This is a genomic window from Microvirga mediterraneensis, from assembly GCF_013520865.1.
Lineage (GTDB): Bacteria > Pseudomonadota > Alphaproteobacteria > Rhizobiales > Beijerinckiaceae > Microvirga > Microvirga mediterraneensis.
Window position 1 is genome coordinate 667,572 of the sequence record NZ_JACDXJ010000001.1, and the last position, 22,504, is coordinate 690,075.

Annotated in this window: 26 protein-coding genes; 6 read left to right on the top strand and 20 right to left on the bottom strand. The window is 66.2% G+C overall.

Features of this window, described 5'->3' with window-relative positions:
• Window positions 1-13: 13 nt before the first annotated feature.
• Together H0S73_RS03085 and H0S73_RS03090 are read left to right on the top strand one after the other, a co-directional pair.
• On the top strand, window positions 14-691 hold the full coding sequence (locus tag H0S73_RS03085) for a carbonic anhydrase (protein ID WP_181050779.1): 678 nt from the start codon (window positions 14-16) through the stop codon (window positions 689-691).
• 229 nt (window positions 692-920) lie between these two features.
• Complete coding sequence (locus H0S73_RS03090) at window positions 921-2,447, top strand: HWE histidine kinase domain-containing protein (protein WP_181050780.1); 1,527 nt, start codon at window positions 921-923, stop codon at window positions 2,445-2,447.
• An 88-nt stretch (window positions 2,448-2,535) separates the two neighbouring features.
• Here H0S73_RS03090 and H0S73_RS03095 read toward each other — a convergent pair whose 3' ends face one another.
• Both H0S73_RS03095 and H0S73_RS03100 read right to left on the bottom strand, forming a co-directional pair.
• A complete protein-coding gene (locus H0S73_RS03095; RefSeq protein WP_181050781.1) occupies window positions 2,536-3,567 on the bottom strand; it encodes an aspartate-semialdehyde dehydrogenase in 1,032 nt (343 codons plus the stop codon).
• 268 nt (window positions 3,568-3,835) lie between these two features.
• The gene (locus H0S73_RS03100; protein WP_181050782.1) at window positions 3,836-4,270 is read right to left on the bottom strand and encodes a GNAT family N-acetyltransferase; all 435 of its coding nucleotides are present in this window, start codon (window positions 4,268-4,270) and stop codon (window positions 3,836-3,838) included.
• Window positions 4,271-4,437: 167 nt separating this feature from the next.
• Here H0S73_RS03100 and H0S73_RS03105 point away from each other — a divergent pair, with 167 nt between their 5' ends.
• Window positions 4,438-5,232 (top strand): hypothetical protein, encoded by a 795-nt coding sequence (locus H0S73_RS03105; RefSeq protein WP_181050783.1) that lies wholly within the window; start codon window positions 4,438-4,440, stop codon window positions 5,230-5,232.
• On the opposite strand, the gene H0S73_RS03110 is transcribed toward H0S73_RS03105, so the two are convergent.
• Complete coding sequence (locus H0S73_RS03110) at window positions 5,210-6,334, bottom strand: sulfite oxidase (protein WP_181050784.1); 1,125 nt, start codon at window positions 6,332-6,334, stop codon at window positions 5,210-5,212. The two genes, H0S73_RS03105 and H0S73_RS03110, sit on opposite strands and share 23 nt — an antisense overlap.
• Before the next feature lie 140 nt (window positions 6,335-6,474).
• Between H0S73_RS03110 and H0S73_RS03115 the strand changes: the two genes are divergently transcribed.
• On the top strand, window positions 6,475-6,819 hold the full coding sequence (locus H0S73_RS03115; protein WP_181050785.1) for a hypothetical protein: 345 nt from the start codon (window positions 6,475-6,477) through the stop codon (window positions 6,817-6,819).
• Between the two features lie 47 nt (window positions 6,820-6,866).
• On the opposite strand, the gene leuB is transcribed toward H0S73_RS03115, so the two are convergent.
• The 8 genes from leuB to H0S73_RS03155 form a co-directional block, all read right to left on the bottom strand.
• Complete coding sequence (leuB, locus tag H0S73_RS03120) at window positions 6,867-7,973, bottom strand: 3-isopropylmalate dehydrogenase (protein ID WP_181050786.1); 1,107 nt, start codon at window positions 7,971-7,973, stop codon at window positions 6,867-6,869.
• A gap of 196 nt (window positions 7,974-8,169) precedes the next feature.
• Window positions 8,170-9,594: a serine/threonine protein kinase gene (locus tag H0S73_RS03125; protein WP_181050787.1), complete on the bottom strand. Its 1,425-nt coding sequence runs from the start codon at window positions 9,592-9,594 to the stop codon at window positions 8,170-8,172.
• Between the two features lie 3 nt (window positions 9,595-9,597).
• The gene (locus H0S73_RS03130) at window positions 9,598-10,338 is read right to left on the bottom strand and encodes a metallophosphoesterase family protein (protein ID WP_181050788.1); all 741 of its coding nucleotides are present in this window, start codon (window positions 10,336-10,338) and stop codon (window positions 9,598-9,600) included.
• A 69-nt stretch (window positions 10,339-10,407) separates the two neighbouring features.
• On the bottom strand, window positions 10,408-11,598 hold the full coding sequence (locus tag H0S73_RS03135; RefSeq protein WP_181050789.1) for a lytic murein transglycosylase: 1,191 nt from the start codon (window positions 11,596-11,598) through the stop codon (window positions 10,408-10,410).
• An 86-nt stretch (window positions 11,599-11,684) separates the two neighbouring features.
• Window positions 11,685-12,056, bottom strand: coding sequence for a cupin domain-containing protein (locus H0S73_RS03140; RefSeq protein WP_181050790.1), 372 nt, complete (start codon window positions 12,054-12,056; stop codon window positions 11,685-11,687).
• 35 nt (window positions 12,057-12,091) lie between these two features.
• A complete protein-coding gene (leuD, locus tag H0S73_RS03145; RefSeq protein WP_181050791.1) occupies window positions 12,092-12,694 on the bottom strand; it encodes a 3-isopropylmalate dehydratase small subunit in 603 nt (200 codons plus the stop codon).
• A gap of 141 nt (window positions 12,695-12,835) precedes the next feature.
• On the bottom strand, window positions 12,836-13,243 hold the full coding sequence (locus H0S73_RS03150; RefSeq protein WP_181050792.1) for a metallopeptidase family protein: 408 nt from the start codon (window positions 13,241-13,243) through the stop codon (window positions 12,836-12,838).
• A 4-nt stretch (window positions 13,244-13,247) separates the two neighbouring features.
• On the bottom strand, window positions 13,248-13,523 hold the full coding sequence (locus tag H0S73_RS03155; protein WP_181050793.1) for a hypothetical protein: 276 nt from the start codon (window positions 13,521-13,523) through the stop codon (window positions 13,248-13,250).
• A 124-nt stretch (window positions 13,524-13,647) separates the two neighbouring features.
• Between H0S73_RS03155 and H0S73_RS03160 the strand changes: the two genes are divergently transcribed.
• Entirely contained in the window at window positions 13,648-13,962 is a 315-nt protein-coding gene (locus H0S73_RS03160) for a hypothetical protein (protein ID WP_181050794.1), read from the top strand.
• 74 nt (window positions 13,963-14,036) lie between these two features.
• Here the strand turns inward: H0S73_RS03160 and leuC are convergent, their stop codons facing one another.
• From leuC to H0S73_RS03175, 3 genes are all read right to left on the bottom strand, one after another.
• Window positions 14,037-15,443 carry a 3-isopropylmalate dehydratase large subunit gene (gene leuC, locus H0S73_RS03165; RefSeq protein WP_181050795.1) on the bottom strand — a complete coding sequence of 469 codons (1,407 nt, stop codon included), beginning with the start codon at window positions 15,441-15,443 and terminating at the stop codon, window positions 14,037-14,039.
• A 230-nt stretch (window positions 15,444-15,673) separates the two neighbouring features.
• Window positions 15,674-16,057 carry a 50S ribosomal protein L19 gene (rplS, locus tag H0S73_RS03170; RefSeq protein ID WP_181050796.1) on the bottom strand — a complete coding sequence of 128 codons (384 nt, stop codon included), beginning with the start codon at window positions 16,055-16,057 and terminating at the stop codon, window positions 15,674-15,676.
• A 116-nt stretch (window positions 16,058-16,173) separates the two neighbouring features.
• Complete coding sequence (locus H0S73_RS03175; protein WP_181050797.1) at window positions 16,174-16,860, bottom strand: winged helix-turn-helix transcriptional regulator; 687 nt, start codon at window positions 16,858-16,860, stop codon at window positions 16,174-16,176.
• Between the two features lie 104 nt (window positions 16,861-16,964).
• On the opposite strand from H0S73_RS03175, the gene H0S73_RS03180 reads away from it, so the two are divergent.
• Window positions 16,965-17,921 carry a PLP-dependent cysteine synthase family protein gene (locus H0S73_RS03180; RefSeq protein WP_181050798.1) on the top strand — a complete coding sequence of 319 codons (957 nt, stop codon included), beginning with the start codon at window positions 16,965-16,967 and terminating at the stop codon, window positions 17,919-17,921.
• A gap of 3 nt (window positions 17,922-17,924) precedes the next feature.
• Here the strand turns inward: H0S73_RS03180 and H0S73_RS03185 are convergent, their stop codons facing one another.
• The 6 genes from H0S73_RS03185 to ffh all read right to left on the bottom strand — a co-directional run bounded on the left by H0S73_RS03185 (window position 17,925) and on the right by ffh (window position 22,504).
• Entirely contained in the window at window positions 17,925-18,323 is a 399-nt protein-coding gene (locus tag H0S73_RS03185; protein WP_181054220.1) for a VOC family protein, read from the bottom strand.
• Window positions 18,324-18,358: 35 nt separating this feature from the next.
• On the bottom strand, window positions 18,359-19,090 hold the full coding sequence (locus tag H0S73_RS03190; RefSeq protein WP_181050799.1) for a class I SAM-dependent methyltransferase: 732 nt from the start codon (window positions 19,088-19,090) through the stop codon (window positions 18,359-18,361).
• A gap of 22 nt (window positions 19,091-19,112) precedes the next feature.
• Window positions 19,113-19,793 carry a tRNA (guanosine(37)-N1)-methyltransferase TrmD gene (trmD, locus tag H0S73_RS03195; protein ID WP_181050800.1) on the bottom strand — a complete coding sequence of 227 codons (681 nt, stop codon included), beginning with the start codon at window positions 19,791-19,793 and terminating at the stop codon, window positions 19,113-19,115.
• Window positions 19,790-20,455: a ribosome maturation factor RimM gene (gene rimM, locus H0S73_RS03200; RefSeq protein ID WP_425488211.1), complete on the bottom strand. Its 666-nt coding sequence runs from the start codon at window positions 20,453-20,455 to the stop codon at window positions 19,790-19,792. The genes trmD and rimM overlap by 4 nt, the downstream gene beginning before the upstream one ends.
• A gap of 53 nt (window positions 20,456-20,508) precedes the next feature.
• Window positions 20,509-20,868 (bottom strand): 30S ribosomal protein S16, encoded by a 360-nt coding sequence (gene rpsP, locus H0S73_RS03205; protein WP_009490740.1) that lies wholly within the window; start codon window positions 20,866-20,868, stop codon window positions 20,509-20,511.
• Between the two features lie 73 nt (window positions 20,869-20,941).
• Window positions 20,942-22,504 carry a signal recognition particle protein gene (gene ffh / locus H0S73_RS03210; protein ID WP_181050802.1) on the bottom strand — a complete coding sequence of 521 codons (1,563 nt, stop codon included), beginning with the start codon at window positions 22,502-22,504 and terminating at the stop codon, window positions 20,942-20,944.

The following is a 22,504-nucleotide window of genomic DNA, read 5'->3' on the forward strand; positions in this document are numbered from 1 at the left end:
AGGAAGGACGCCCATGTTTCCCCAACGTCTGACCGATGGCTACCGCGCGTTCCTCGACGATCGCTTTCCGCGCGAGAAGAACCGCTTCGAGACCCTGGCCGAGAAAGGCCAGTCGCCGGAAGTGATGGTGATCGGCTGCTGCGACAGCCGCGTCTCCCCGGAGGTGATCTTCGATGCGAGCCCCGGCGAGCTGTTCGTGGTGCGCAACGTGGCGAACCTGGTGCCGCCGTTCGAGACGGGCGGCGATTACCACGGCACCTCGGCGGCGCTCGAATTCGCCGTGCAGGCGCTGCGCGTGAAGCATATCGTCGTGCTCGGCCATGCCCGCTGCGGCGGCATCCGGGCCTTTGCCGACGACACGGCCCCCCTGTCACCGGGCGATTTCATCGGCCGCTGGATGAACCTGATCAAGCCCGCGGGCGAGCGTCTGGGCCCGCATGGCGGCGATCTCGACAGCTACCTGCCCCGTCTCGAACTCGCCGCCATCGAGAACAGCCTGCAGAATCTCATGACGTTCCCTTGTGTGCGGATCCTCGTGGAGCGCGGCAAGCTCCAGCTCCACGGCGCCTATTTCGGAGTGGCGACCGGGGTTCTGCTCGTGCGCGATCCGGACACGGGAGAGTTCAAGCCGGCCGTCGAGGGTGCGCCGGGACCCGTCTCGGCATTCCGAGCGCAAGAGGTCCGGGAATAGAAGCCCTGCGGGGCGACAGGGCGTTCCTGCGGCCACCGATTGCCGGGTCACGCGGGACCTCTATATTCCCATGCCATGCTGAGCGGCATGGCTGGCCTGAGAACTATTCCTGGTTTGGCGCCGTTACCAAGACAGGATGGTATGATGTTGATGATCCTTCGAACGGCGCTGCTGAACTCTCTCGGCCTTTTCCTGCGGGATCCCTCTGGGAGTTCCCGGATCGGCGCCCGTGCACGGTAATCTGAGAACGGCGCCGGCCGATTTCCTCGCGGGCGGCGGGGAAATGTCGGCCCTGATGGAAAAATTCGACTGGGCCGGCACATCCATCGGATCCATGGATGTATGGCCCCAGAGCCTGCGAACCACCATCAGCATCATGCTGCGTTCGCCGATCCCCATGGTCCTTCTGTGGGGGCCGGACGGGATCATGATCTACAACGACGCCTACACGGTCTTCGCCGGCGGACGGCATCCCCGCCTCCTCGGCTCCAAGGTCCTGGAGGGCTGGGCGGAAGTGGCGGATTTCAACGCTCATGTGATGCGCGTGGGGATGGCTGGCGGCACGCTCTCCTACCGGGACCAGGAACTCACGCTCTACCGCAACAACGTCCCCGAACAGGTCTGGATGAACCTGGACTACAGTCCCGTCATCGACGAGACCGGCAAGCCCGGCGGCGTTCTCGCCATCGTGGTCGAGACGACCGAGCGGGTGCTCGCCGAGCGGCGGATCATGGCGGAGAAGGACCGCCTGCGCGAACTCTTTCACCAGGCACCCGGATTCATGGTCATCTATCGCGGATCCAACCACGTGGTGGAACTCGTCAACGAGGCCTATTACGAGCTGGTCGGCCGTCGCGAGATCATCGGCAAGCCGCTCGTGGAAGCCTTGCCCGAGGTGGCCGATCAAGGCTTCATCGAACTCCTCGACAACGTGTATCGAACGCGAGAGCCTTTCGTCGGCCATGGCATTTCGGTCTATCTGCAGCGCGATGCCTCGAAGGGTCCTGAAGAGCGCTTTGTCGATTTCGTCTATCAGCCGATCCGCGACGGCGATGGGCAGATCACCGGCATCTTCGCAGAAGGCAGCGACGTGACCGAGCGCGTCCGTTCCGAAGAGCACCAGCGGCTACTGCTCAACGAACTGAACCATCGCGTCAAGAACACCCTGGCGACGGTGCAGTCGATCACCTCGCAGACCTTGCGCATGGCAGGCTCGACGAAAGCCGCCCAGGAGGCGATCGAAGCCCGCCTGTTCGCACTCTCGCGCGTCCATGACGTGCTCACGCGCGAGAACTGGGACGGGGCGTGGATCAAGGAGGTGGTCCGGCACGCGATGCAACCGTTCCAGGCAACCGGTCACAGCCGCATCCACTATCACGGGCACGACGTCAGGCTCCCGCCCAACACGACCCTGGCTCTCGCCATGGTGCTCCAGGAACTCGCGACCAACGCGGTCAAATACGGTTCCTTGTCGAACGAGACGGGCGAGGTCCGAATCAGCTGGCACGTGGACCGTTCCCGTGAGTTGCCCCACCTTCTGCTGACCTGGGAGGAAACCGGGGGACCACCCGTCGCTCCGCCCTCCCGCCGAGGCTTCGGCACGCGGCTCATCGAGCGCAGCCTGGCGCAAGGGCATCTCGCTGGAGAGGCCAAGATCGATTTTTCCGAAAGCGGCGTCCTGTGCATCATCGACGCGCCGCTCATCGCGGCTCACGAGGAGCCGGCGCAGCTCACGATCTCAGAGGCTCGCTCGTAAAGCTTTCGCTTCATCCTGCGGGATACGGAAACAAACGAAAACAAGAAGGCCGCCCGGAGGCGGCCTTTCCGAAGAGATTGAACCGAGCTTACGCCGCCTGCTTCTTCGCCTTCAGCAGGCCGCGATTGGCCATGGCCTCGGCGATCTGCACGGCGTTGAGCGCCGCGCCCTTGCGCAGGTTGTCGGAGACGCACCAGAAGGACAGGCCGTTCTCGACCGTGATGTCCTCGCGGATGCGGGAGATGTAGGTGGCGTCTTCGCCGGCCGCCTCGTGGGGCGTGATGTAGCCGCCGGGCTCGCGCTTATCGACCACCATGATGCCGGGCGACGAGCGCAGGATGTCACGCGCCTCGTCGGCCGTGATGGCGTTCTCGAACTCCACGTTGACGGCTTCCGAGTGGCTGATGAAGACCGGGACGCGCACGCAGGTGGCGGTGAGCTTGATCTTGGGGTCGAGAATCTTCTTGGTCTCGGCCATCATCTTCCACTCTTCCTTCGTGTACCCGTCCTCCATGAACACGTCGATGTGCGGGATCAGGTTGAAGGCGATGCGCTTGGGGAACTTCTTCTCCTGCACGTCCTGCAGGGAATAGAGCGCCTTGGTCTGGCGGTCGAGCTCGTCCATGCCGTCCTTGCCGGCGCCGGAAACAGACTGGTAGGTGGCGACGACCACGCGCTTGATGGTGGCGCGGTCGTGGAGCGGCTTCAGGGCCACGACAAGCTGGGCGGTGGAGCAGTTCGGGTTGGCGACGATGCCCTTCTTGATGTCGCGCAGCGCCTCGGCATTCACCTCCGGCACCACCAGCGGCACCTCGGGGTCGTAGCGCCAGGCCGAGGAGTTGTCGATCACGACCGCGCCCTGTGCGGCGATCCGGGGCGACCATTCCTTGGAGACCTCGCCGCCGGCGGACATGAGGCACAGATCGACGTCGGAGAAATCGTAGGTGTCGAGGGTTTTCGTCTTGAGCGTCTTGTCGCCGTAGGAAACCTCCGACCCCTGGCTGCGGCGGGAGGCCAGCGCCACCACCTCATCGGCCGGGAAGGCCCGCTCGGCGAGAATGCTCAGCATCTCGCGGCCCACATTGCCGGTCGCACCGACGACCGCGATCTTGAAACCCATTGATCTTCTCCTGTTGTCGCTCTCCCCGGAAGTATGAAAACCCTATTCGGGTGCTGCCTCTCGCCCCGACGGGAGAGAGGACCGGGGACGACGAGGCTTATTCGGCCGTCGTTTTCACGGCCGTCGTGGCGGTTTTCGTTTTGCTCGTCGTCAGGGTGAGCATCGCCATTGCCATCGTCCATCCAAAAGCCCGACAGGGCTTCGATACGCTGCCAGCAACACACCAAAGACACGCTTTCGTCAAGCATTTCCTCGGTCTCGCAGGCCTTCAATCGTCCGTCAGCACACCCGTGGAGAGATTGAAGCGGTAGAACACCTTGTCCATCCGCTCGGCGCCCAGACGCTCGTAGAACGCCTGGGCCCGCGTGTTGGTGCCCTCGGTCGTCAGGTCGATGCGGGAGAGGCCGAGGGCCCGGGCGTGATCGGCCAGCCAGCGCATGAGCCCGGCGCCCACCGCCTGCCCGCGGGCGTGATCTTCCACGAACAGTTCCTTGACGAAGAGGAGGCCGGACAGCCTGAAGCCGGGGCGCAGCACCGCGAAGCAGGCGAGACCCACCGCACGGCCGTGCTGGAAGGCCAGGGCATAACGCGTGCCCTCCGCCTCCCGCATGGAGCGCTCGACCATGGCCAAGGTCGGCTCGAGGGGGCGGGCCGCGTCAGCGCCGACGTAGTGCAGGTCCAAAGCCCGAACCAGGGCGGCCACCTCAGGGCATCCTCCAGGGTAGCCAAGCGAATCACGATCGGGGGCATTACGGCACACGGGGCGGTTAGGCTTCTGTTTACCTTGCTTAGCAAAACCTTTCGAACCCTGGCCAGTGTCACGGTAGAACATGTTGATGACGTGATCAGCTGGGTTGATTGGTTCAAGCGATGCCGCGGGCGGTTTATGCCGAATGGGATGAGGACGACGTCGCCGACTGGGTCGACGAACGTCCCGCTCGTCGCCTGCGCCGGAAGCCCCTGGGCTGGCTGCGCGTCGTCCTGATGTCGTCCTGCAGCATTGCGGGACTGGTCTATTTCGCCCTGGAGCAGGAGCAGACGGCCCGCCCAGCTGGGCGCCAGCAGGAGGTTCCCTCCTCGGTCCTGGTCGCGCCCGCGCCGGCCTGGAGACCCCTGCCGTCCTCTCCGGCGCCCTACGCGCTCGCAGGCTCGGCAGGCGCCGTCGCATCGGAAGCGCGCGAACATGCGAACGGGGCCCGGGAGGACACCCTGGTCCTCGGGCGTTTCGGCGACTTCCGCTATGCGCAGGTGGCTCTCGTGCAGGGCACCGCCGAGACGGCCGGGAGCTTCTATATCGACATTGTCCGCCGGGCGGCACGCGCGGGCCTCGCCGTGGCGCACCAGGGCCAGAGCCGCATGATCGAGACCAAGTTCGGTCCCGTGGAGACGGCCCCTCTCGTCCTGGCGAGCAAGGGCGAACAGGCCTGTCAGGCCTTCCGCCTGCCGGATGCGGCCGCCGAATTCGCCTTTCAGGGCTGGCTGTGTGGATCCTCGGCGCCGGACGAGGCGCAGCTTGCCTGCTTCATCGACGGAATCGCCCTGGCGGGCGGCACGAACCCTTCCCTGAAAGCCGTCTTCGCCAGGGCCGAGCGCAGTCGCACGGAGGGCTGCGGGCCAGGCGCGCGCACGGCCTCGACGACGGTCAAGCCTCCGGCCCGACCGTGATCGCCACCCGGTGCATGACGTTGCAGCCGTAGCCGTTCGGATTCCAGTTGGCCGCGCGGAAGGGCTGAGCACGGCCCTGTGAATCCGTTGCCCGGGCAAAGATCTCGTAAGCACCGTCGCCGGCCAGGGGCAGCGATACGTGCCAGCGCACCCAGTCGTAGCGGTTGCGCGGCGGGGTCATCGCGGCTTCGATCCAGGTCGCGCCGCCGTCGATGGTCACGTCGACACGAGCCACCGTGTCATCGCCCGCCCAGGCGGCGCCTCGCACCTCGATGGAGCGGGTGCCTTCCCGGTAGCGCGCCCCATCGGCCGGCGCGGTGACGATGCTGCGCACGGGCATCGATTCGAGGATCCGGGTTTCCACGCCCCGCCCGTCCGCCCCCGGGGCCAGGGGATGGACCGGCAGCCGGTAGGACAGGCCGGTCATGCCCGGCCCATCGTGCTCGCGGTCGCGGATCCAGATCCGCGTCAACCACTTCTGGCTCAAGGAGCCCGGCCAGCCGGGCACGACGAGACGAAGAGGACCGCCATGAATGAACGGCAGGGGCTCGCCGTTCATGGCCCAGACCAGGAGCGTGTGCTCCTCGAGGGCCTTGGCGATGGGCATGCCGCGCGACATGGCCTGCTGCTCGCGGCTTCCGTTCTTGTCGGGATCGGCGCCGAAATGGCCCGTGAACAGGGCGGTATCCTTCAGGCCCGCCGCGCGCAGCACGTCGCCCAGCGAGACGCCCGTCCATTCGGCGCAGCCGGCGCCGCCATTCGTCCAGGCATTGCCTTCAGCCTTGGGCTCGAAGAAGGAACGCCCGTTGCCGCCGCATTCGAGCACCATGCGGAAGGTCTTGTGCGGAAACAGGCTCTTCAGCTCCGCCAGGGTCAGGCGAAGCGGATGCTCCACCTCGCCGTCGACGGTGAAAGTCCAGGCCTCGGGATCGTCCGCAGGCCGGGGCAGAAGGCCGTTGTTGCGCACGAAGAACCGCGCGACCGGCGTCGTCTCGTCGTCGAGCAACTCTTCGGGCGTTTCGGCCACCAGCGGAGTCTCGCCCAGAAGGCTCAGACCCTTTTTTGCCGATAGTGCGAAACCAACCTCGGGTTTATCCTGCATCGGCTGTCGTCCTCCTCACCTCGCGGTGAACGTCACGCTTCGACGGAACCATTTTATCGGCGTCGCCTTGTTCTGACAGTATTTGCTTGTGTTGACGGCGCACAACAGAAGGTCAATGCGCCATTCTTGGAGGTTTACCCATGCGCCGCATCGCACTTTTGGGTCTGGCTTCAGTGGCTGCGCTCGCGTCCCTTTCGGTGGTGGCTGATGCGCAGACCCGGAATCGTCCCCTTGTCCTCAGGGTCCAGCCTCGCAGCTTCCTGGACCCGGGCCCGGCAGTTCCCGTCGGATCGATCAATCCGGGAATCAGCGGCTATGGGCAAACGCAGGCCTACCTGCTCAGCCCGGACTATGCTCCGAACCGTGGTCGTTTCGGCCTCGACCTTCTGCCCGACCCGATCACCAACGGACCCTTCGTCGGCTCGCGCAATCCGTTCCCGAGCTACAGCACTCCCACCGTCGAATCGACCGGTTCGATCCGCTGACCTCTCCACGAATGAGCCCCGGATCGCTCCGGGGCTTTTTTCATTTCTTACGAGAGAGCCTCGAGTTCCTTGACGATGGCGTCGCCCACGTCCTGGGTGCCGACCGCGTTCGTGCCGGGAGCCGCGATGTCCTTCGTGCGAGTGCCGGAGGCGAGCACGTTGGCGATCGCCTTGTCCAGGCGATCCGCCTCGTCGAGCAGGCCGAAGGAATAGCGCAGGGCCATGCCGAAGGAGCCGATCATCGCGATGGGGTTGGCCAGTCCCTTGCCGGCGATGTCCGGCGCGGAGCCGTGCACGGGCTCGTAGAGCGCCTTGCGCTGGCCGGTGACCGGATCCTCGGCGCCGAGCGAAGCGGAAGGCAGCATGCCGAGCGAGCCGGTGAGCATCGCGGCGATGTCCGACAGGATGTCGCCGAAGAGGTTGTCGGTGACGATCACGTCGAACTGCTTCGGCCAGCGCACGAGCTGCATGGCGCAGTTGTCGGCGAGCACGTGCTCGAGCTCGACGTCCGAGAACTCGCCCTTGTGGATGCGGGTGACGACCTGGCGCCAGAACACGCCGGTCTTCATCACGTTGAACTTCTCGGCCGAGGAGACCTTGTTGCGGCGCTTCTTGGCGAGATCGAAGGCGACGCGCGCGATGCGCTCAACCTCGTGCGTGTGGTAGATCTGCGTGTCGACGGCGCGCTGGGATCCGTCCTCCAGGGTCACGATCTCCTTCGGCTCGCCGAAATAGACGCCGCCCGTGAGCTCGCGCACGATCATGATGTCGAGGCCTTCCACCACCTCGCGCTTGAGCGAGGAGGCATCGGCCAGGGCCGGGTAGCAGATCGCCGGACGCAGGTTGGCGAAGAGGCCGAGATCCTTGCGCAGGCGCAGCAGGCCGGCTTCGGGCCGCACCGCATAAGGCACGCTGTCCCATTTCGCGCCACCGACGGCGCCGAAGAGCACCGCATCGGCCTGTTGAGCGCGATCCATGGCGGCTTCGGAGATCGCTGCGCCGTGCGCGTCATAGGCCGCGCCGCCGACGAGATCCGTCTCGGTCTCGAAGCCGACGCCGCGCTTGCGGAACCAGCCCACGATCTTCTCGACCTCTCGCATGACCTCCGGACCGATGCCGTCGCCGGGGAGAAGGAGAAGCTTGTGCGTTGCCATGGGAGGGCCCCTGTTCTGTCTTGATCGAATGCAGGGCTCTTAGAGCATCGGACCTGAAAGTGGAATCCACTTTTGGATCAATCCGGTGCTCGAACCGCACACTGGCGCATCGTTTATTGCGGAAAACCGGGCCTGCTTTTCCAGACGATGCGCGAAAGACCGAATGCGCCTTGGCAAGCTTTTGTCACGCCGCCCCTCAGGCGGAGGCGTCCCGGCCGTTCTCGGCCCGCCGGTCCCTCGGCGTCCTGACGACCGTCACCGAACACGGCGCCTCCGCTACGACGCTGGAGGAAACGCTGCCGAGATAGCGCCTGAGCGCCGAGGAAGCGCGCGCGCCAATCACGATGTGGTCGACATTGTTGCGGCGGGCGTAATCGACGAGAGCAGAGGCCGGATCGGGCGCCTCCAGGACGCTGCAGGTGATCCGCTCCGGGGGAATGTCCAGGGACGCGCCCCAGTGGCGGAGCTGGACGAGACGCTGGACATGGAGGCTGTTGCCATCCTGGTCCTCCAGGATGTCGACGGCGATGCGGGAGGTCTTCAGGATGTTGACGCAGGCGATGCGCGCCTCGCCTTCGATAGACAGGATGCGGCCGACCATCCGGCGCAGGGCTTCGGCGAGATCCTCGTTTCCCGGGGAGAGATCCACGGCGGCCAGGACGATGGGCGCCCGCGACAGGTGACCGGCGATATCGGGCGTCTCGAGCGGCTGCGCCTTGCGCGCCTTCAGCCAGCGCCGGAAGGTTTTGACGCCGCCGTCCCGCTCCAGCCGCTCGGCCCGGCCGGTGAGCGGAACCTGTTCGGAGTTCTCCAGGTCGAGGGCGAGCAAAGCTGCCGTCGCATAGCGGTCGTCCGGATCGACCTCCAGGCAGCGCAGGATCACCTCCTGCAGCCAGCCCGGGCAATCGGGATTGAGCGCCCGGGGCGGCACCGGATCGCGCCACAGGCGACGGCGGATCTCGCCGCCGCGCGGGTTGCCGAAGGGTCGTTCGCCCGTGACGAAGACATACATCATCACACCAAGCGCGAAGAGATCGCTGCGCGGATCGGCCCGATCCTGCAGCACCTGCTCGGGCGCCATGTAGGGCGTGGTCCCGAAGGGCTCGCGGAACTCCTCGGCCAGGAGGTCGGGCAGGTATTCGTGCCGGGCGAAGCCGTAATCGATCAGGACCGCCTCGCCGCCGTCCCGGATCATCACGTTGCTCGGCTTGATGTCGAGATGGATCACGTGCTGGCGATGCAGGTCGTGCAGGGCATGCGCCACCCTGGCCCCGATGGCGGCGACCTCGGCCCAGGGCAGAGGCGCCTCGTCGAGCCGGCTTTTGAGCGATTCGCCGGGGATGCGCTCCATGACGATGTAGGGCATGGGATCGAGCGGTCCGGTCGCCACGAAGCGGGGCACGTGCGGACCCGACAGGCGCGGCATGATCATCTGCTCGGTCTCGAAGCACACGATGGGCAGCGGGTCGTCGCTGTCGATCAGCATCGGGATCTTCATGATCAGCGGTGTCGGATCGCCTTCGCGGCTCACCGCCCAGAGCTGCGCCATGCCGCCGGTGCCGAGATTCTCCCGCAGCTCGAACCCGTCGATCACCATGCCGGGGTTCAGGCGCCAGCGCATGCGTCAGCGGCCCTGTTCGAGGCGAAGCGCCAGCTTCTCCGGCAGGCCCGCCTCGCGCACCTTCCGGGCGGCAGTCGCCGTGTCGTAGGGCACGCGCAGATAGCGCAGGGTCTGGCGGCCGGTGTCGAAGACCGCGTAGTTCGCCGCCGCGACCCCGTCCCGCGGCTGCCCGACGGCGCCGATCACCGCGAGCCAGGTGCGGGTCGGCAGGAGCGGAATGTCGTTGTTGGCGACGGGCGCGAATGCCCCGACCTTGGCGGTGGTGCTCATGTGATAGAGCATCGGCACATGCACATGCCCACAGAAGGTGATGTGGGCGTCCACCCGGCTGAAATGCCGGACCGCCTCCATGAGCCCCGACATGTAGTCCCAGCTGCGGGGGGCATAGCCGTTGGCGTGGACGTAGAGGACATTTCCCTCCTCGTGGGTGAGGGGAAGAGCGGCCAGGAACCGACGCTGCTCCGACCCGAGCTGATTGCGGGTCCAGCGGATCGCCTCCTGGGCGACGCTGTTCATGTCCTGGTCGGAGCCGTCGATGGCCGCGTCGTGATTGCCGAGAAGCGCCACGGCGCCCCGGTCCACGAGCCCTCTGACCGTATCGACCACCCAGGCCGGATCGGCTCCGTAGCCGACATAGTCGCCGAGAAAGACGAAGCGGTCGACATGGAGCAGGCGCGCATGGGCGAGACAGGCCGACAGAGCCTCGCGGTTGCCGTGGATGTCGGTGAGAAGCGCGATGAGCATGGAGTTCAGTACAATCCCAAACTCATCCCGCCGCAACTGGCCGATAAGGACCATTGGGGTGAATGAGTATCACCCCCGCAGCGCCTCCAGCACCTTGCCGCCGGGCCGGCCGCGCGGCTCGAGGCCGATGCGGCGCTCCACGTCCTTGATGGCCTCGCGGGTCTTGGCGCCGATCTTGCCATCCGGTTCGCCCACATCGTAGCCGCGGGCGGTCAGGAGTTGCTGCAATTCGCGGCGCTGGGCGCGCGACAGGGGCGGATCGTCGGTCGGCCAGGCGGCCTGGATGCCGGGCAGGCCCTTCAGACGGTCGCCCAGCAGCGCGATGGCGAGACCGTAGGACTCGGCCGCGTTGTAGGAATAGACCGCGTCGAAGTTCTTGGTGACGAGGAAGGCCGGGCCGTTGATTCCGGCCGGGATGATGATGCCGGCCGCGTAATTGCCCGACAGGGGACGCCCGTCGACGCGGCGCACGCCCATGGCGGCCCAGGTGGCGAGCGGTTTCTTGTTCTTGCGCCCGGCGAGACCCTGGTTGAAGTTCTGCGGCAGGCGCACCTCGTAGCCCCAGGGCAGGCCGTTCACCCAGCCGGCCTTCTTGAGGAAGTTCGCCGTCGAGTGAACCGCGTCCGGCACGGAATTCATGATGTCGCGACGCCCATCCCCGTCGCCGTCGACGGCGAGGCGCTGGAAGGTCGAGGGCATGAACTGGGTATGGCCGAAGGCGCCGGCCCAGGAGCCGCGCAGGTTGGCCGGATTGATGTCACCGTCCTGAACGATCTTCAGGGTCGCCATCAGCTCGCCCTTGAAATACTCGTTGCGGCGCGGCGCATAGCAGACGAGCGTCGACAGGGACTGAATCAGCGGACGCCCGCCGATATCCTTGCCGAAATTGGACTCCACGCCCCACACGCCCGCGATCGCATGGCGATCGACGCCGAAGCGCGCCTCGGCGGAGGCGAGCGCCTGGCCCCATTGGCGCATGGCGGTGCGGCCGTCCTGCACCCGCTCCTCGTCGACGAGCGCCGAAAGGTAATCCCAGATCGGCGTCTTGAACTCAGGCTGGTTGCTCATGAGGTCGAGGATCGTGAGATCCGGCGTGACCCCGCGGGTGGCGACATCGAAGGCCTGGCCGGAAATGCCCTTGGCGGCCGCCTGCGAGCGCAGGCCGGACAGGCACGAGCTGAAATTCGCCTGGGCCGAGGCCGGGGCGGCCATCGTCAGGGAAGCGAGACCGAGGAGCGCGGGAACAATGATGCGTTTCATGCCCGCGACCTTGCAGGCAATTTGGTTAATCTTATGGAAACGGAGCGGCGGCTCACGGATTCGTTAGAACCTGCTATTCGCACCCTTCAACCGAGGTCCGGATCGGGCAGATCCGTCTGGATCCAACGGTCGCTGACGTGGATGTCGGTGGTTTCGAGCCGGCCGGGACCGAGATTGACGAATTTGTGCGGAATGCCCGCCGGCCCGAAGACGATCTGGCCCGCCTCGCACTCGAAGCGCTCGTCGCCGACCGTGAAGAGAGCCCGACCCTCACGGATGATGAAGATCTCGTCGTAGGGATGGACGTGCCATTTCGGCCCGACGCCCACCTCTTCGGTCGCATAGAAGAGCACGGTGGCGCCGGTGCCGAGGGTATGGCCCTCGACACGGCCCTTCCAGAGTTCTGGATGCGAGGCCCAGTCGCGACGATCGAGAACGCGTGGCTTCCTGTCTGCCATAGGTCATTCGTCCGTAACGGGTCTCCTGAGAGAATTTAGGCCCAGGCGCGCTCGGCGAGCTTCTGCTCGAAGCTGTCGATGGCCTTGCCCTTCTCCATGGTCAGGCCGATGCCGTCGAGGCCGTTGAGCATGCAGTGCTTCTTGAACGGGTCGATGTCGAACTTGACCGTGCCGCCGTCGGGACCGCGGATCTCCTGGTTCTCCAAGTCGATGGTCAGGGTCGCGTTGGCGCCGCGCTCCGCATCGTCGAAGAGCTTCTCCAGGTCTTCCGGCGAGACCTTGATGGGCAGGATGCCGTTCTGGAAGCAGTTGTTGTAGAAGATGTCCGCGAAGCTGGTGGAGATCACGCAGCGGATGCCGAAATCGAGCAGGGCCCAGGGGGCATGCTCGCGGGAGGAGCCGCAGCCGAAATTGTCGCCCGCCACCAGGATTTGGGCATTGCGGTAGGCGGGCTGGTTGAGCACGAAATCCGGATTCTCAGAACCGTCCTCGCGATAGCGCATCTCCGAGAAGAGACCCGTGCCGAGCCCGGTGCGCTTGATCGTCTTCAGGTACTGCTTGGGGATGATCATATCGGTGTCGATATTGATGATCCGCAGCGGCGCCGCGACGCTTTCCAGCACGGTGAACTTGTCCATGGTCCTCATATCCCTGAAGGCGGCAGCCGGGCCGCTGTCGGGTGCCTCATATCAAAGGGTTGCGAGGACCGCTAGGCCAACGATGGTCGCGGCGCGCAAAGAATTGTCGCCCAGCGAGCCTTTGACGCAATTTTATAAGGGCTACAAGGCCGCCGCCTCGATGGCTTCCATATCATCGTCGGAGAGACCGAAATGGTGGCCGATCTCGTGCACCAGCACGTGGGTGACAAGGGTGCCCAGGCTCTCCTCGTGTTCGGCCCAGTAGTCGAGGATCGGTCGGCGGTAGAGCCAGACCATGTTAGGGAACTGGCCCGTCTGCATCATGGCCCCGCCCTGCGCGAGGCCGAGGCCTCGGAACAGGCCAAGCAGGTCGAAAGGCGTCTCGCAGCCCATCTCCCGCTGGGTCTCGTCGTCGGGAAAATCCTCGACCCGGATCACGACGCCCTCGCAAAGGCGGCGGAACTCCTCCGGCAGGCGGGCATAGGCGTCCCGCGCCAGGATTTCGAGATCGTCGAGGGTGGGGGCTTGGAGGTTGGCCCATTCGGTCATGAGGTCAGAGGATCCTCAGCTGGACGAGTAACCATAAGGCGAGGATCACCACGCCCACGAGAGAGAGCGCTCGCCCGATGCGACGGCCCCAGAGCTCGATCGGGTCGGTTCCGCCATCCTCGCCCGTCCCGATGGCGTCCCTGGCGCCGAAATGCTCGCCGGCACGCCGTCCCATGCGGGCGAGCGCCGAGGAGCCGAGGGTGTCCGTATCCCGCTGGACGCGCTCCAGCGCCTCGCGGGCCGCGTCGGTTTCGCGGGCTTCCCGGTCCCGGTCGCTCATGAATCCCTCCTCCGGCTCCCTTACCGTTGCTTTACCATGGCGATTGCATCGCCGCTTCGCAACGGAACGTCTCGCACGCTTGGCCGTTAACAGGCCCGAACTGTCAACTGCTCATGAGGCAACAATGCGTAAGGTGTTTGGTATCCTGGCTGCGGCCGGGCTGGTGGTTCTCAGTGCCGGTGCGGCGTCGGCCCAGGGCGTGGATGTGCGGATCGGCCCTTCGGGCGTCCGTGTCGCGCAGGAACGGCATTACGGCCACGGTTATCGCGACGGCTATCGCGAGCGGGTGGTCGAGCGCCGCGTGGTGCGTCCGGTCCGGTCCCGCACCGTCTGCCGCACGGTCATGGAAGAGCGCGTCCGTCGGAACGGCGTGGTCGTCCGTCGTCCGGTCGAGCGCTGCCGCCAGGTCATCGCGGGCCGCCGGGGCTATATCGACTAAGCTTCGGGCTTTTGTCATGAAAAAGGCCGCGACTTACACGAGTCGCGGCCTTTTCGTTTCGCGTCAGATTAAGATCAGCCGAAGCTGCGAATGTCCACGAACCGGCCGGCGATCGCCGCGGCTGCCGCCATGGCGGGCGACACGAGATGGGTACGGCCCTTGAAGCCCTGACGGCCTTCGAAGTTGCGGTTCGACGTGGAGGCGCAGCGCTCGTGCGGCGCGAGGCGGTCGGCGTTCATGGCGAGGCACATGGAGCAGCCGGGCTCGCGCCAGTCGAAGCCGGCTTCCTTGAAGATCTTGTCCAGTCCCTCGGCCTCGGCCTGCATCTTCACGATGCCGGAACCCGGCACGATCATGGCGCTGACGCTTTCGGCCACGCGCTTGCCCTCGACAACCTTGGCCACCGCCCGCAGGTCCTCGATGCGGCCATTGGTGCAGGAGCCGATGAAGACGCGGTCGAGGGCGATGTCGGTGATCTTCGTGCCCGGCGTGAGGCCCATATATTCCAGCGCCCGCCACTTGGAGCGGCGCTTGTTCTCGTCCTGGATATCGTCCGGGTTCGGCACCACGCCGGCAACCGACACCACGTCCTCAGGCGACGTGCCCCAGGTGACGATGGGCGGCAGGTTGGCGGCGTCGAGACGGATCTCGCTGTCGAAGAAGGCGCCCTCGTCCGTGCGCAAGCTGTCCCAGTACCGCACGGCCGCGTCCCAGGCCTCGCCCTTCGGGGCCTTGGGGCGGTCCTTCAGATAGGCATAGGTCTTCTCGTCGGGGGCCACCATGCCGGCGCGGGCTCCACCTTCGATCGACATGTTGCAGATCGTCATGCGGCCTTCCATCGACAGTGACCGGATGGCCTCGCCCGCATATTCGATCACGTGGCCGGTGCCGCCGGCGGTGCCGATCTCGCCGATGATCGCCAGGATGATGTCCTTCGCCGTGACGCCGGGGGGCAGCTGCCCGTCCACGGTCACGCGCATGTTCTTGGCCTTCTTCTGGATCAGCGTCTGCGTGGCGAGCACGTGCTCGACCTCCGAGGTGCCGATGCCGTGGGCGAGCGACCCGAAGGCGCCATGGGTCGAGGTGTGGCTGTCGCCGCACACGATGGTCATGCCTGGAAGCGTAAAGCCCTGCTCCGGGCCCACCACGTGGACGATGCCCTGGCGGGTGTCGAGCTCGTTGTAGTACTCGACGCCGAATTCCTTGGCGTTCTGGGCGAGGGCGGCAACCTGCGTCGCGGCCTCGGGATCCTCGATGCCCTGGGAGCGGTCGGAGGTCGGCACGTTGTGATCGACCACCGCCAGGGTCTTCTGCGGCTGGCGCACCTTGCGGCCGGTCATGCGCAGGCCCTCGAAGGCCTGCGGGCTGGTCACTTCATGGACGAGGTGACGGTCGATGTAGAGAAGGCACGTCCCGTCATCCTGCTGATCGACGACGTGGTCGTCCCAGATCTTGTCATAGAGGGTGTGGGGCTTGGCCATAGGTCTCTTCCAACGGTCGAAAATGTGGTCTGGCGTGTTTAGCGGCCTGTGGCGCGAACGGGAAGATGTCCTGAGCGCACACGGCCTTGAAACGATCGCATAGCAGAAGGCGGCAGGCGCGCAATTATATTTTTGTCGCGCTTGGATCTCGTGGGATCTGGGAGGACCGCCTCAGCAAAAAGGCGCGGTTTCGAGCCGCGCCTTCGTGAATTCTGCCGATGAGACGGGCCTTACTCGGCGGCAGCCGGGGCTCCGGTCTTCTTCTCGACGCGCTCGGCGATACGGGCCGACTTACCGCGACGGTCGCGCAGGTAGTAAAGCTTGGCGCGGCGGACGGCGCCACGGCGCACGACCTTGATGGAGTCGACGTTCGGCGAGTAGACCGGGAACACGCGCTCCACGCCCTCACCGTAGGAAATCTTGCGGACCGTGAAGCTCTCCTGGAGGCCGGCGCCGGAACGGGCGATGCAGACGCCTTCATAGGCCTGCACGCGGGTGCGCTCGCCTTCCTTCACCTTCACGTTGACGATGACGGTATCGCCGGGCTGGAAGTCGGGAATGGTCTTTGCGAGCTTGGCAATCTGCTCCTGCTCGAGCTGCTGAATGAGGTTCATCGTTGTACTCCTGCCGTTGCGTGGCCCTGAGCGATCTCAAAACCCGCGGGATTTCGGCGTCCTGTTTTAAGTTGAGGCCGCGCCTATACAGGAGATCGGGAGGATTGTCGAGCCTTTCACGAGGCCGGCGCTGGCGACGGCTCCCGAGGGGCAATCCCGGCGAACAGGTACCGCTCGAACCAGTCCGGAAAGGCGCGGGCGAGCGCCCGGGGGCCCTCCACCTCGAGCCCCCTCCGCTGCGCCTCGGCGAAGCTCACGTCGCCCCGCCACCAGGCGACCAGAACGGGAAGGCCGGCGCGGACGCATAGCCGCTCGGGAAAACCGGGATTCTGCGTGCAGAGCGAGACCTCGGAGGCCTTCAGCAGCAGGAAATGCGGCTGGCGCCGCCCCTCGATCTCGAAGCGGACGACCATGGGGTCCGGCGGCAGGGCCTCCGGGCGGACCCGCCGCTGCATGTCCACGAGGAGCGGCTCGAGGTCCAGGTCCTCGGTCTCGGGATGACGCGGCAGCCAGCGCTGGCCCCAGGTGCCGAGGGCGCCGACGATGCCCATCAGCTCCCGGCCCGCTTCCGTCAGCGCATATTCGGGCCCATGCTCGCCCTCGATGCGGGTCACAGCCCCCACACGGACCAGCTCCTGCAGCCGCTCCGACAGCATGGTGCGGGAGATGCGCGGGATGCCGCGGCGGATATCGTTGAAGCGCCTGCTGCCGCACAGCAATTCGCGCGCCACGAGAAGGGTCCAGCGCCCGCCGATGGCCTCATGGGCGCGGGCCACGGAACAGAACTGACCGTAATCTGCCATGGACCATGAGCTAGCATGATCGCGGGCACGGCAGAAGTCCGGATTCCGGACCTGACAGGCGCTTTGCCTGGGCCTACAAGGCGGAGGTTCCCGGACAAGAGCCCATGACAGATCATTCCCCCACCATCCTCGACCATATCGGCAACACCTCCCTCATCGCCCTGCGCAACATCCGCCCGGCCGGCGGCGCCCGCATCCTGCTGAAGCTGGAGGACGAGAACCCGACCGGCAGCATGAAGGACCGGATGGCGCTCGCCATGATCGAGGCCGCGGAGGCGGACGGGCGCCTCGGGCCGGGAGGCGCGGTGGTCGAATATACCGGCGGCAGCACCGGCGTGTCCCTGTCGCTGGTCTGCGCCGTGAAGGGGTATCCGCTCGATATCGTAACCTCGGATGCCTTCGCGCAGGAGAAGCGCGACCACATGGAGCTTCTCGGCGCGGCGCTGCACATCGTGCCGAGCGAGAGCGGGCGCATGACCGAGAAGCTGACGAAGGACATGATCGAGGAGGCCCGCCTCATCGCCGGGGCGAAGGGCTCGTTCTGGACCGACCAGATGAGGAACCGCGACCAGATCGCCGCCTATCACCGGATGGCCGACGAGATCTGGCGGCAGACGGAGGGCCGGATCGACGGCTTCGTGCAGAGCGTCGGAACGGCCGCCTCCCTGCGCGGCATCGCCGAGGGGCTGCGGCGCCACCGCGAGGCGATCCGGATCGTCGCCGTCGAGCCGGCGGAATCGCCCGTCCTGTCGGGCGGCCCTTCGGGCGCGCACAAGATCGACGGCATCGGCGCAGGCTATGTGGTGCCGCTCTGGCAGGAAGACGTCGCCGACGCCATCGAGCGGGTTTCGACCGAGGAGGCCACCGCGATGGCATTCCGGCTCGCCCGCGAGGAGGGCCTGTTCGCCGGCACGTCGACCGGCGCCAATGTGATCGCGGCCTTGCGTCTCGCCGAACAATTGGGACCGGACGCCACGATCGTCACGGTCATGTGCGACACGGGCATGAAATACCTGAAGACGTTCGGGGCAAGGCTCGCGGCAAGAAGCCTGCCCGCGTGACGATCACAGCCGCTCCAGGAACTCGACCACGATGCCGTCCGGATCCTTGCAGAATGCCACCTTGCGGATCAGTTCGGCATTCGCCGCCTTGCGCGGCGGCACGGTGAATTCCACGCCGGCGGAACGAAGCTTTTCATAGATCGCCTCGACGTCGTCGACCCGGAAGGTGATGTGGCGGATGCCGGCCTCGGTGACGGGCACCTCGCGGGCCGGCACCTGGATCGATGCGGCCGGCTCGACGATTTCGAGCATGACGCCGCCGGTCTCGAGAAACGCGATGCGCCCGCCCTCGCCCGTGCGCTTGACCAGGATCTCCTTCAGCCCCAGCAGGCCGCAATAGAACCCGATGGTTCTGTCGAGATTGCTGCTGGTCATGCCCACATGCTCGAACCCCTGCACCATCGACGTCTCTCCTGTGCAGCTCATCACACGCTCGTCTAACGCTGAGCTGCCATGAGAAGGAACATGGGGCGCTCGCGTTCGTCCGCCCAGTCGGGTCGCGCGGCGATCTGCGCAGGCGTCGGCGCCCATTCCTCCACGTGGACAATCGTGAAGCCGAGGCGGATGAGGAGGTTCACATAGGTCCCGAGGGTGCGGTGCTGCTTGATCACGCCCTCGGCGAGCCAATTCGTGCGGCGCGGGCCTTCCTCGTGATAGCGGTCGACCGGCCATGTCTTGCGGCCGTCCGGGCCGACGGACCAGCCTGCCGGGATCGGCGCCGTCACGATCGGATGTTCGACGGAGAAAACGAATGTCGAACCGGGCGACAGCGCACGATACAGCTCGGTCAGGAGACCCGGCAGATTCTCGATGTAGTGCAGGGCGAGCGAGCTGTAGGCGAAATCGAACGTTTCGGTCCCGAGATCGAGCCATTCGAGATCGGCCCGGCGATAGACGATCCCGGGATCGGACGTCAGGACGGCCGCCCGGGCCAGCATGCGTTCCGAGACATCGAGGCCGAGCACCCGCTCCGCGCCATGGTCACGGGCCCAGCGGCAGAACCAGCCATAGCCGCACCCGAGATCGACGACCCGGCGACCGCCGAGATCCGGAAGAAGCGCACGCAGCGAGGGCCATTCCGCCGCGCCGGACAGCCCCTCTTGGGACCGCTCCAAACGGCTGTAATTCTCGAAGAAATCGGGATCGTCGTAGATGTTCTGTGTCGGCATGGGCGACTCCCGGCTCGATTGTTTACTCCAGCAGGTCCGGGCGACGTTCCCGCGTGATGCGCTCCGATTCCTCGCGGCGCCAGCGCTCGATCATGGCATGATTGCCGGAGAGCAGCACGTCGGGAATAGGCCGGCCCTCCCATTCGCGCGGCCGCGTATAGTGCGGATATTCGAGACGGTTCGCCTCGAAGCTCTCCTCGGTGCCGGAAGCCTCCTTGCCCATGACGCCGGGCAACAGCCGCACGCAGGCATCGAGCACGATCATCGCGGCCATCTCGCCGCCGGAGAGCACGTAATCGCCGATGGAGATTTCCTGCAGGCCGCGCCCCTCGATCACCCGCTCGTCCACGCCCTCGAAGCGGCCGCAGACGATGACCACGCCGGGACCGGCCGCGAGCTCGCGCACATAGCCTTGGGTCAGCGGCTTGCCGCGCGGACTCATGAGCAGCTTGGGGCGCGGATCCTCGGCCGGAACATGGGCGTCGATGGCGGAAGCCAGCACGTCGCAGCGGATCACCATGCCGGGACCGCCGCCCGCCGGCGTGTCGTCCACCGTGCGGTGACGGCCGAGGCCATGGTCGCGGATGTTCTTCGCCGCGAGCGACCACACGCCCCGCGCGAGCGCGTCGCCCGACAGTGACATGCCGAGCGGACCTGGGAACATATCGGGATAAAGAGTGAGAATGGTGGCGGAAAAGCTCACGCCTCGTCCTCGGATTCGGGTGCGGATTTCGCCGGCTCGAACAGGTCGTCAGGCGGATTGGCCACGATGCGCTTGCCGGTCAGATCGATCGTCGGCACGAACGCCTTGGTGAACGGCAGCAGCGCCGTCGGGCCTTTTTGCGCGGGCGCGATTTCGAGAAGATCGCCGCCGCCGTAATTGGGCACATCGATCACGGTGCCGATGATCTCGCCCGCCTCGTTGGACACGGCGAGGCCGATCAGGTCCGCGAGCAGGAATTCGTCTTCCTCGCCGGGCGGCGGAAGCTTGTCGCGCTCCACATAGAGCTGCACGCGGTTGAGCGCTTCGGAGGCCTCGCGCGTCGTCACGCCGTCGACGATGGCAACGAGCAGATCGGGCGCGGCGCCGGGAGCGGGCCGCACATTCTTGAGGGAATAGGTTTTGCCGTTGGATGCGATCAGCGGCTTGTAACCGGCGATCGCCTGCGGATCGCCCGTATGGGATTTCAGCCGCACTTCGCCCTTGAGGCCATGGGCGCGGCCGAACTCGCCCACGAGGACGAGGTCGTTTCGCTGTGACAGAGAAAGCCCTCCTCCCCCTTGTGGGGAGGAGATGGAGGTGGGGATGTGAGCGCCACCTTCTGATTTCTTGGCGCCAGCACCCCCACCCCTGCCCCTCCCCACAAGGGGGAGGGGTGAGGTGGAGCGCTGTTGGAAACGCTCCTTCTTCATAGGACTTAAGCGGCCTCGCCGCCGGCAGCCTCGGCCGCAGCGGCCTTCTCGGCGGCGCGCTCCTGGGCCTTCTTGCCCGGAACGGCCTTCTGCGGGTTGTTGCGGGCCGGACGCTTCAGGAGGCCGGCGGCATCGAGGAAGCGCAGGACGCGGTCGGTCGGCTGGGCGCCCTTGGCGAGCCAAGCCTGGATCTTCTCGGTTTCGAGAACGACGCGGCCGGCATCATCCTTCGGCTTCATCGGGTCGTAGGTACCGACCTTCTCGATGAAGCGGCCATCGCGCGGGGAGCGCGAATCGGCCACGACGATGCGGTAGTAGGGACGCTTCTTCGCACCACCACGGGTGAGACGGATCTTCAGGGACATGGGATACTCCTTTTGGTGTCCTGTGATCAAACTTGCCTTCATGCCGTCCCCACCGTAGCGGGGACAACGAAACCTATTTCTTCTTCCCGAACGGGAAACCGCCGATGCCGGGAAGCCCCGGGATCTTGCCGGCGCCGAGACCCGGCAGGCCGGGCACACCCTTGGGCATGGGCGGAAGGCCGCCCGCGCCGCCGGGGAAGTCGGGCAGCTTGCCGCCCATCTGCTTCTGCAGCGCCTCGATCTGCTCCGGCGTCGGCTGGGGCATGCCACCCATACCTCCGCCGCCGCCGCCGATGCCGAACATCTTGCCGAGCGCGCCGGCCATGCCCTTGCCCTTGCCGCCGCCCATCATCTTCATGACATCGGCCATCTGGCGGTGCATCTTCAAGAGCTTGTTGATCTCCTCGATCTTGGCGCCCGCACCGGCCGCGATGCGCTTCTTGCGCGAGGCCTTGAGGATGCCGGGGTTGCGGCGTTCGGCCGGGGTCATGGAATCGATGATGGCGCGCTGGCGCTTGATGATTCGGTCGTCGAGATTGGCGTTCTCGAGCTGCGACTTCATCTTGGCGACGCCCGGCAGCATGCCCATCATGCCGGAGAGGCCGCCGATCTTCTCCATCTGGGCGAGTTGATCGCGCAGGTCTTCCAGGTCGAACTTGCCCTTGCGCATCTTCTCGGCCATGCGCTGGGCCTGCGCCTGGTCGAAATTTTCGGCAGCCTTCTCGACCAGCGAGACGATGTCGCCCATGCCGAGGATGCGGTTGGCGACGCGGCTCGGGTGGAACTCCTCCAGCGCATCGACCTTCTCGCCCGTACCGATGAGCTTGATCGGCTTGCCGGTGACGGCGCGCATGGACAACGCCGCACCGCCGCGGGCATCGCCGTCCATGCGGGTCAGCACGATGCCGGTGACGCCGAGACGCTCGTCGAAGGCGCGCGCGGTGTTGACCGCGTCCTGGCCGGTGAGCGCATCGGCCACGAGGAGCACCTCGTGCGGGTTGGTGGCGGCGCGCACGTCCGCCGCCTCCACCATGAGGGCCTCGTCCACGGTCACGCGGCCGGCGGTGTCGAGCATCACCACGTCGTAGCCGCCGAGGCGGGCGGCCTCCATGGCGCGGCGGGCGATCTGCACGGCCGACTGGCCGGCCACGATGGGCAGCGTGTCGACGCCGACCTGCTTGCCGAGCACCGCGAGCTGTTCTTGTGCCGCCGGGCGGCGGGTGTCGAGGGACGCCATGAGCACGCGGCGGTTCTCGCGGTCCTTCAGGCGCCGGGCGATCTTGGCCGTAGTGGTCGTCTTACCGGAACCCTGGAGGCCGACCATGAGGATGCCGACGGGCGGAACCGCGTTGAGGCTGATCACCTCAGCGTCCGCGCCCAGCATCTCCACCAGCTGGTCGTGGACGATCTTGACCACCTGCTGGCCGGGCGAAACCGACTTGACCACCTCCGCGCCGACCGCGCGGGCGCGCACCTTGTCCGTGAAGGAGCGGACGACCTCGAGCGCCACGTCGGCCTCGAGCAGGGCGCGGCGGACCTCGCGCAGGGCCGCGTTGACGTCCTCCTCGGTGAGCGCGCCACGGCGCGTCAGCGCGTTGAGGATATTGGAAAGCTTGTCGGAAAGGCCTTCGAACAT

Bases quoted from the DNA above. Each gene is read 5' to 3' on its own strand.
- H0S73_RS03085 (WP_181050779.1), top strand. From the start codon at position 14: ATGTTTCCCCAACGTCTGACCGATGGCTACCGCGCGTTCCTCGACGAT.
- H0S73_RS03095 (WP_181050781.1), bottom strand. From the start codon at position 3,567: ATGGGTTTCAAGATCGCGGTCGTCGGTGCGACCGGCAATGTGGGCCGC.
- H0S73_RS03105 (WP_181050783.1), top strand. From the start codon at position 4,438: ATGCCGCGGGCGGTTTATGCCGAATGGGATGAGGACGACGTCGCCGAC.
- H0S73_RS03110 (WP_181050784.1), bottom strand. From the start codon at position 6,334: ATGCAGGATAAACCCGAGGTTGGTTTCGCACTATCGGCAAAAAAGGGT.
- H0S73_RS03115 (WP_181050785.1), top strand. From the start codon at position 6,475: ATGCGCCGCATCGCACTTTTGGGTCTGGCTTCAGTGGCTGCGCTCGCG.
- leuB (WP_181050786.1), bottom strand. From the start codon at position 7,973: ATGGCAACGCACAAGCTTCTCCTTCTCCCCGGCGACGGCATCGGTCCG.
- H0S73_RS03125 (WP_181050787.1), bottom strand. From the start codon at position 9,594: ATGCGCTGGCGCCTGAACCCCGGCATGGTGATCGACGGGTTCGAGCTG.
- H0S73_RS03130 (WP_181050788.1), bottom strand. From the start codon at position 10,338: ATGCTCATCGCGCTTCTCACCGACATCCACGGCAACCGCGAGGCTCTG.
- H0S73_RS03135 (WP_181050789.1), bottom strand. From the start codon at position 11,598: ATGAAACGCATCATTGTTCCCGCGCTCCTCGGTCTCGCTTCCCTGACG.
- H0S73_RS03140 (WP_181050790.1), bottom strand. From the start codon at position 12,056: ATGGCAGACAGGAAGCCACGCGTTCTCGATCGTCGCGACTGGGCCTCG.
- leuD (WP_181050791.1), bottom strand. From the start codon at position 12,694: ATGGACAAGTTCACCGTGCTGGAAAGCGTCGCGGCGCCGCTGCGGATC.
- H0S73_RS03150 (WP_181050792.1), bottom strand. From the start codon at position 13,243: ATGACCGAATGGGCCAACCTCCAAGCCCCCACCCTCGACGATCTCGAA.
- H0S73_RS03155 (WP_181050793.1), bottom strand. From the start codon at position 13,523: ATGAGCGACCGGGACCGGGAAGCCCGCGAAACCGACGCGGCCCGCGAG.
- H0S73_RS03160 (WP_181050794.1), top strand. From the start codon at position 13,648: ATGCGTAAGGTGTTTGGTATCCTGGCTGCGGCCGGGCTGGTGGTTCTC.
- leuC (WP_181050795.1), bottom strand. From the start codon at position 15,443: ATGGCCAAGCCCCACACCCTCTATGACAAGATCTGGGACGACCACGTC.
- rplS (WP_181050796.1), bottom strand. From the start codon at position 16,057: ATGAACCTCATTCAGCAGCTCGAGCAGGAGCAGATTGCCAAGCTCGCA.
- H0S73_RS03175 (WP_181050797.1), bottom strand. From the start codon at position 16,860: ATGGCAGATTACGGTCAGTTCTGTTCCGTGGCCCGCGCCCATGAGGCC.
- H0S73_RS03180 (WP_181050798.1), top strand. From the start codon at position 16,965: ATGACAGATCATTCCCCCACCATCCTCGACCATATCGGCAACACCTCC.
- H0S73_RS03185 (WP_181054220.1), bottom strand. From the start codon at position 18,323: ATGGTGCAGGGGTTCGAGCATGTGGGCATGACCAGCAGCAATCTCGAC.
- H0S73_RS03190 (WP_181050799.1), bottom strand. From the start codon at position 19,090: ATGCCGACACAGAACATCTACGACGATCCCGATTTCTTCGAGAATTAC.
- rpsP (WP_009490740.1), bottom strand. From the start codon at position 20,868: ATGTCCCTGAAGATCCGTCTCACCCGTGGTGGTGCGAAGAAGCGTCCC.
- ffh (WP_181050802.1), bottom strand. From the start codon at position 22,504: ATGTTCGAAGGCCTTTCCGACAAGCTTTCCAATATCCTCAACGCGCTG.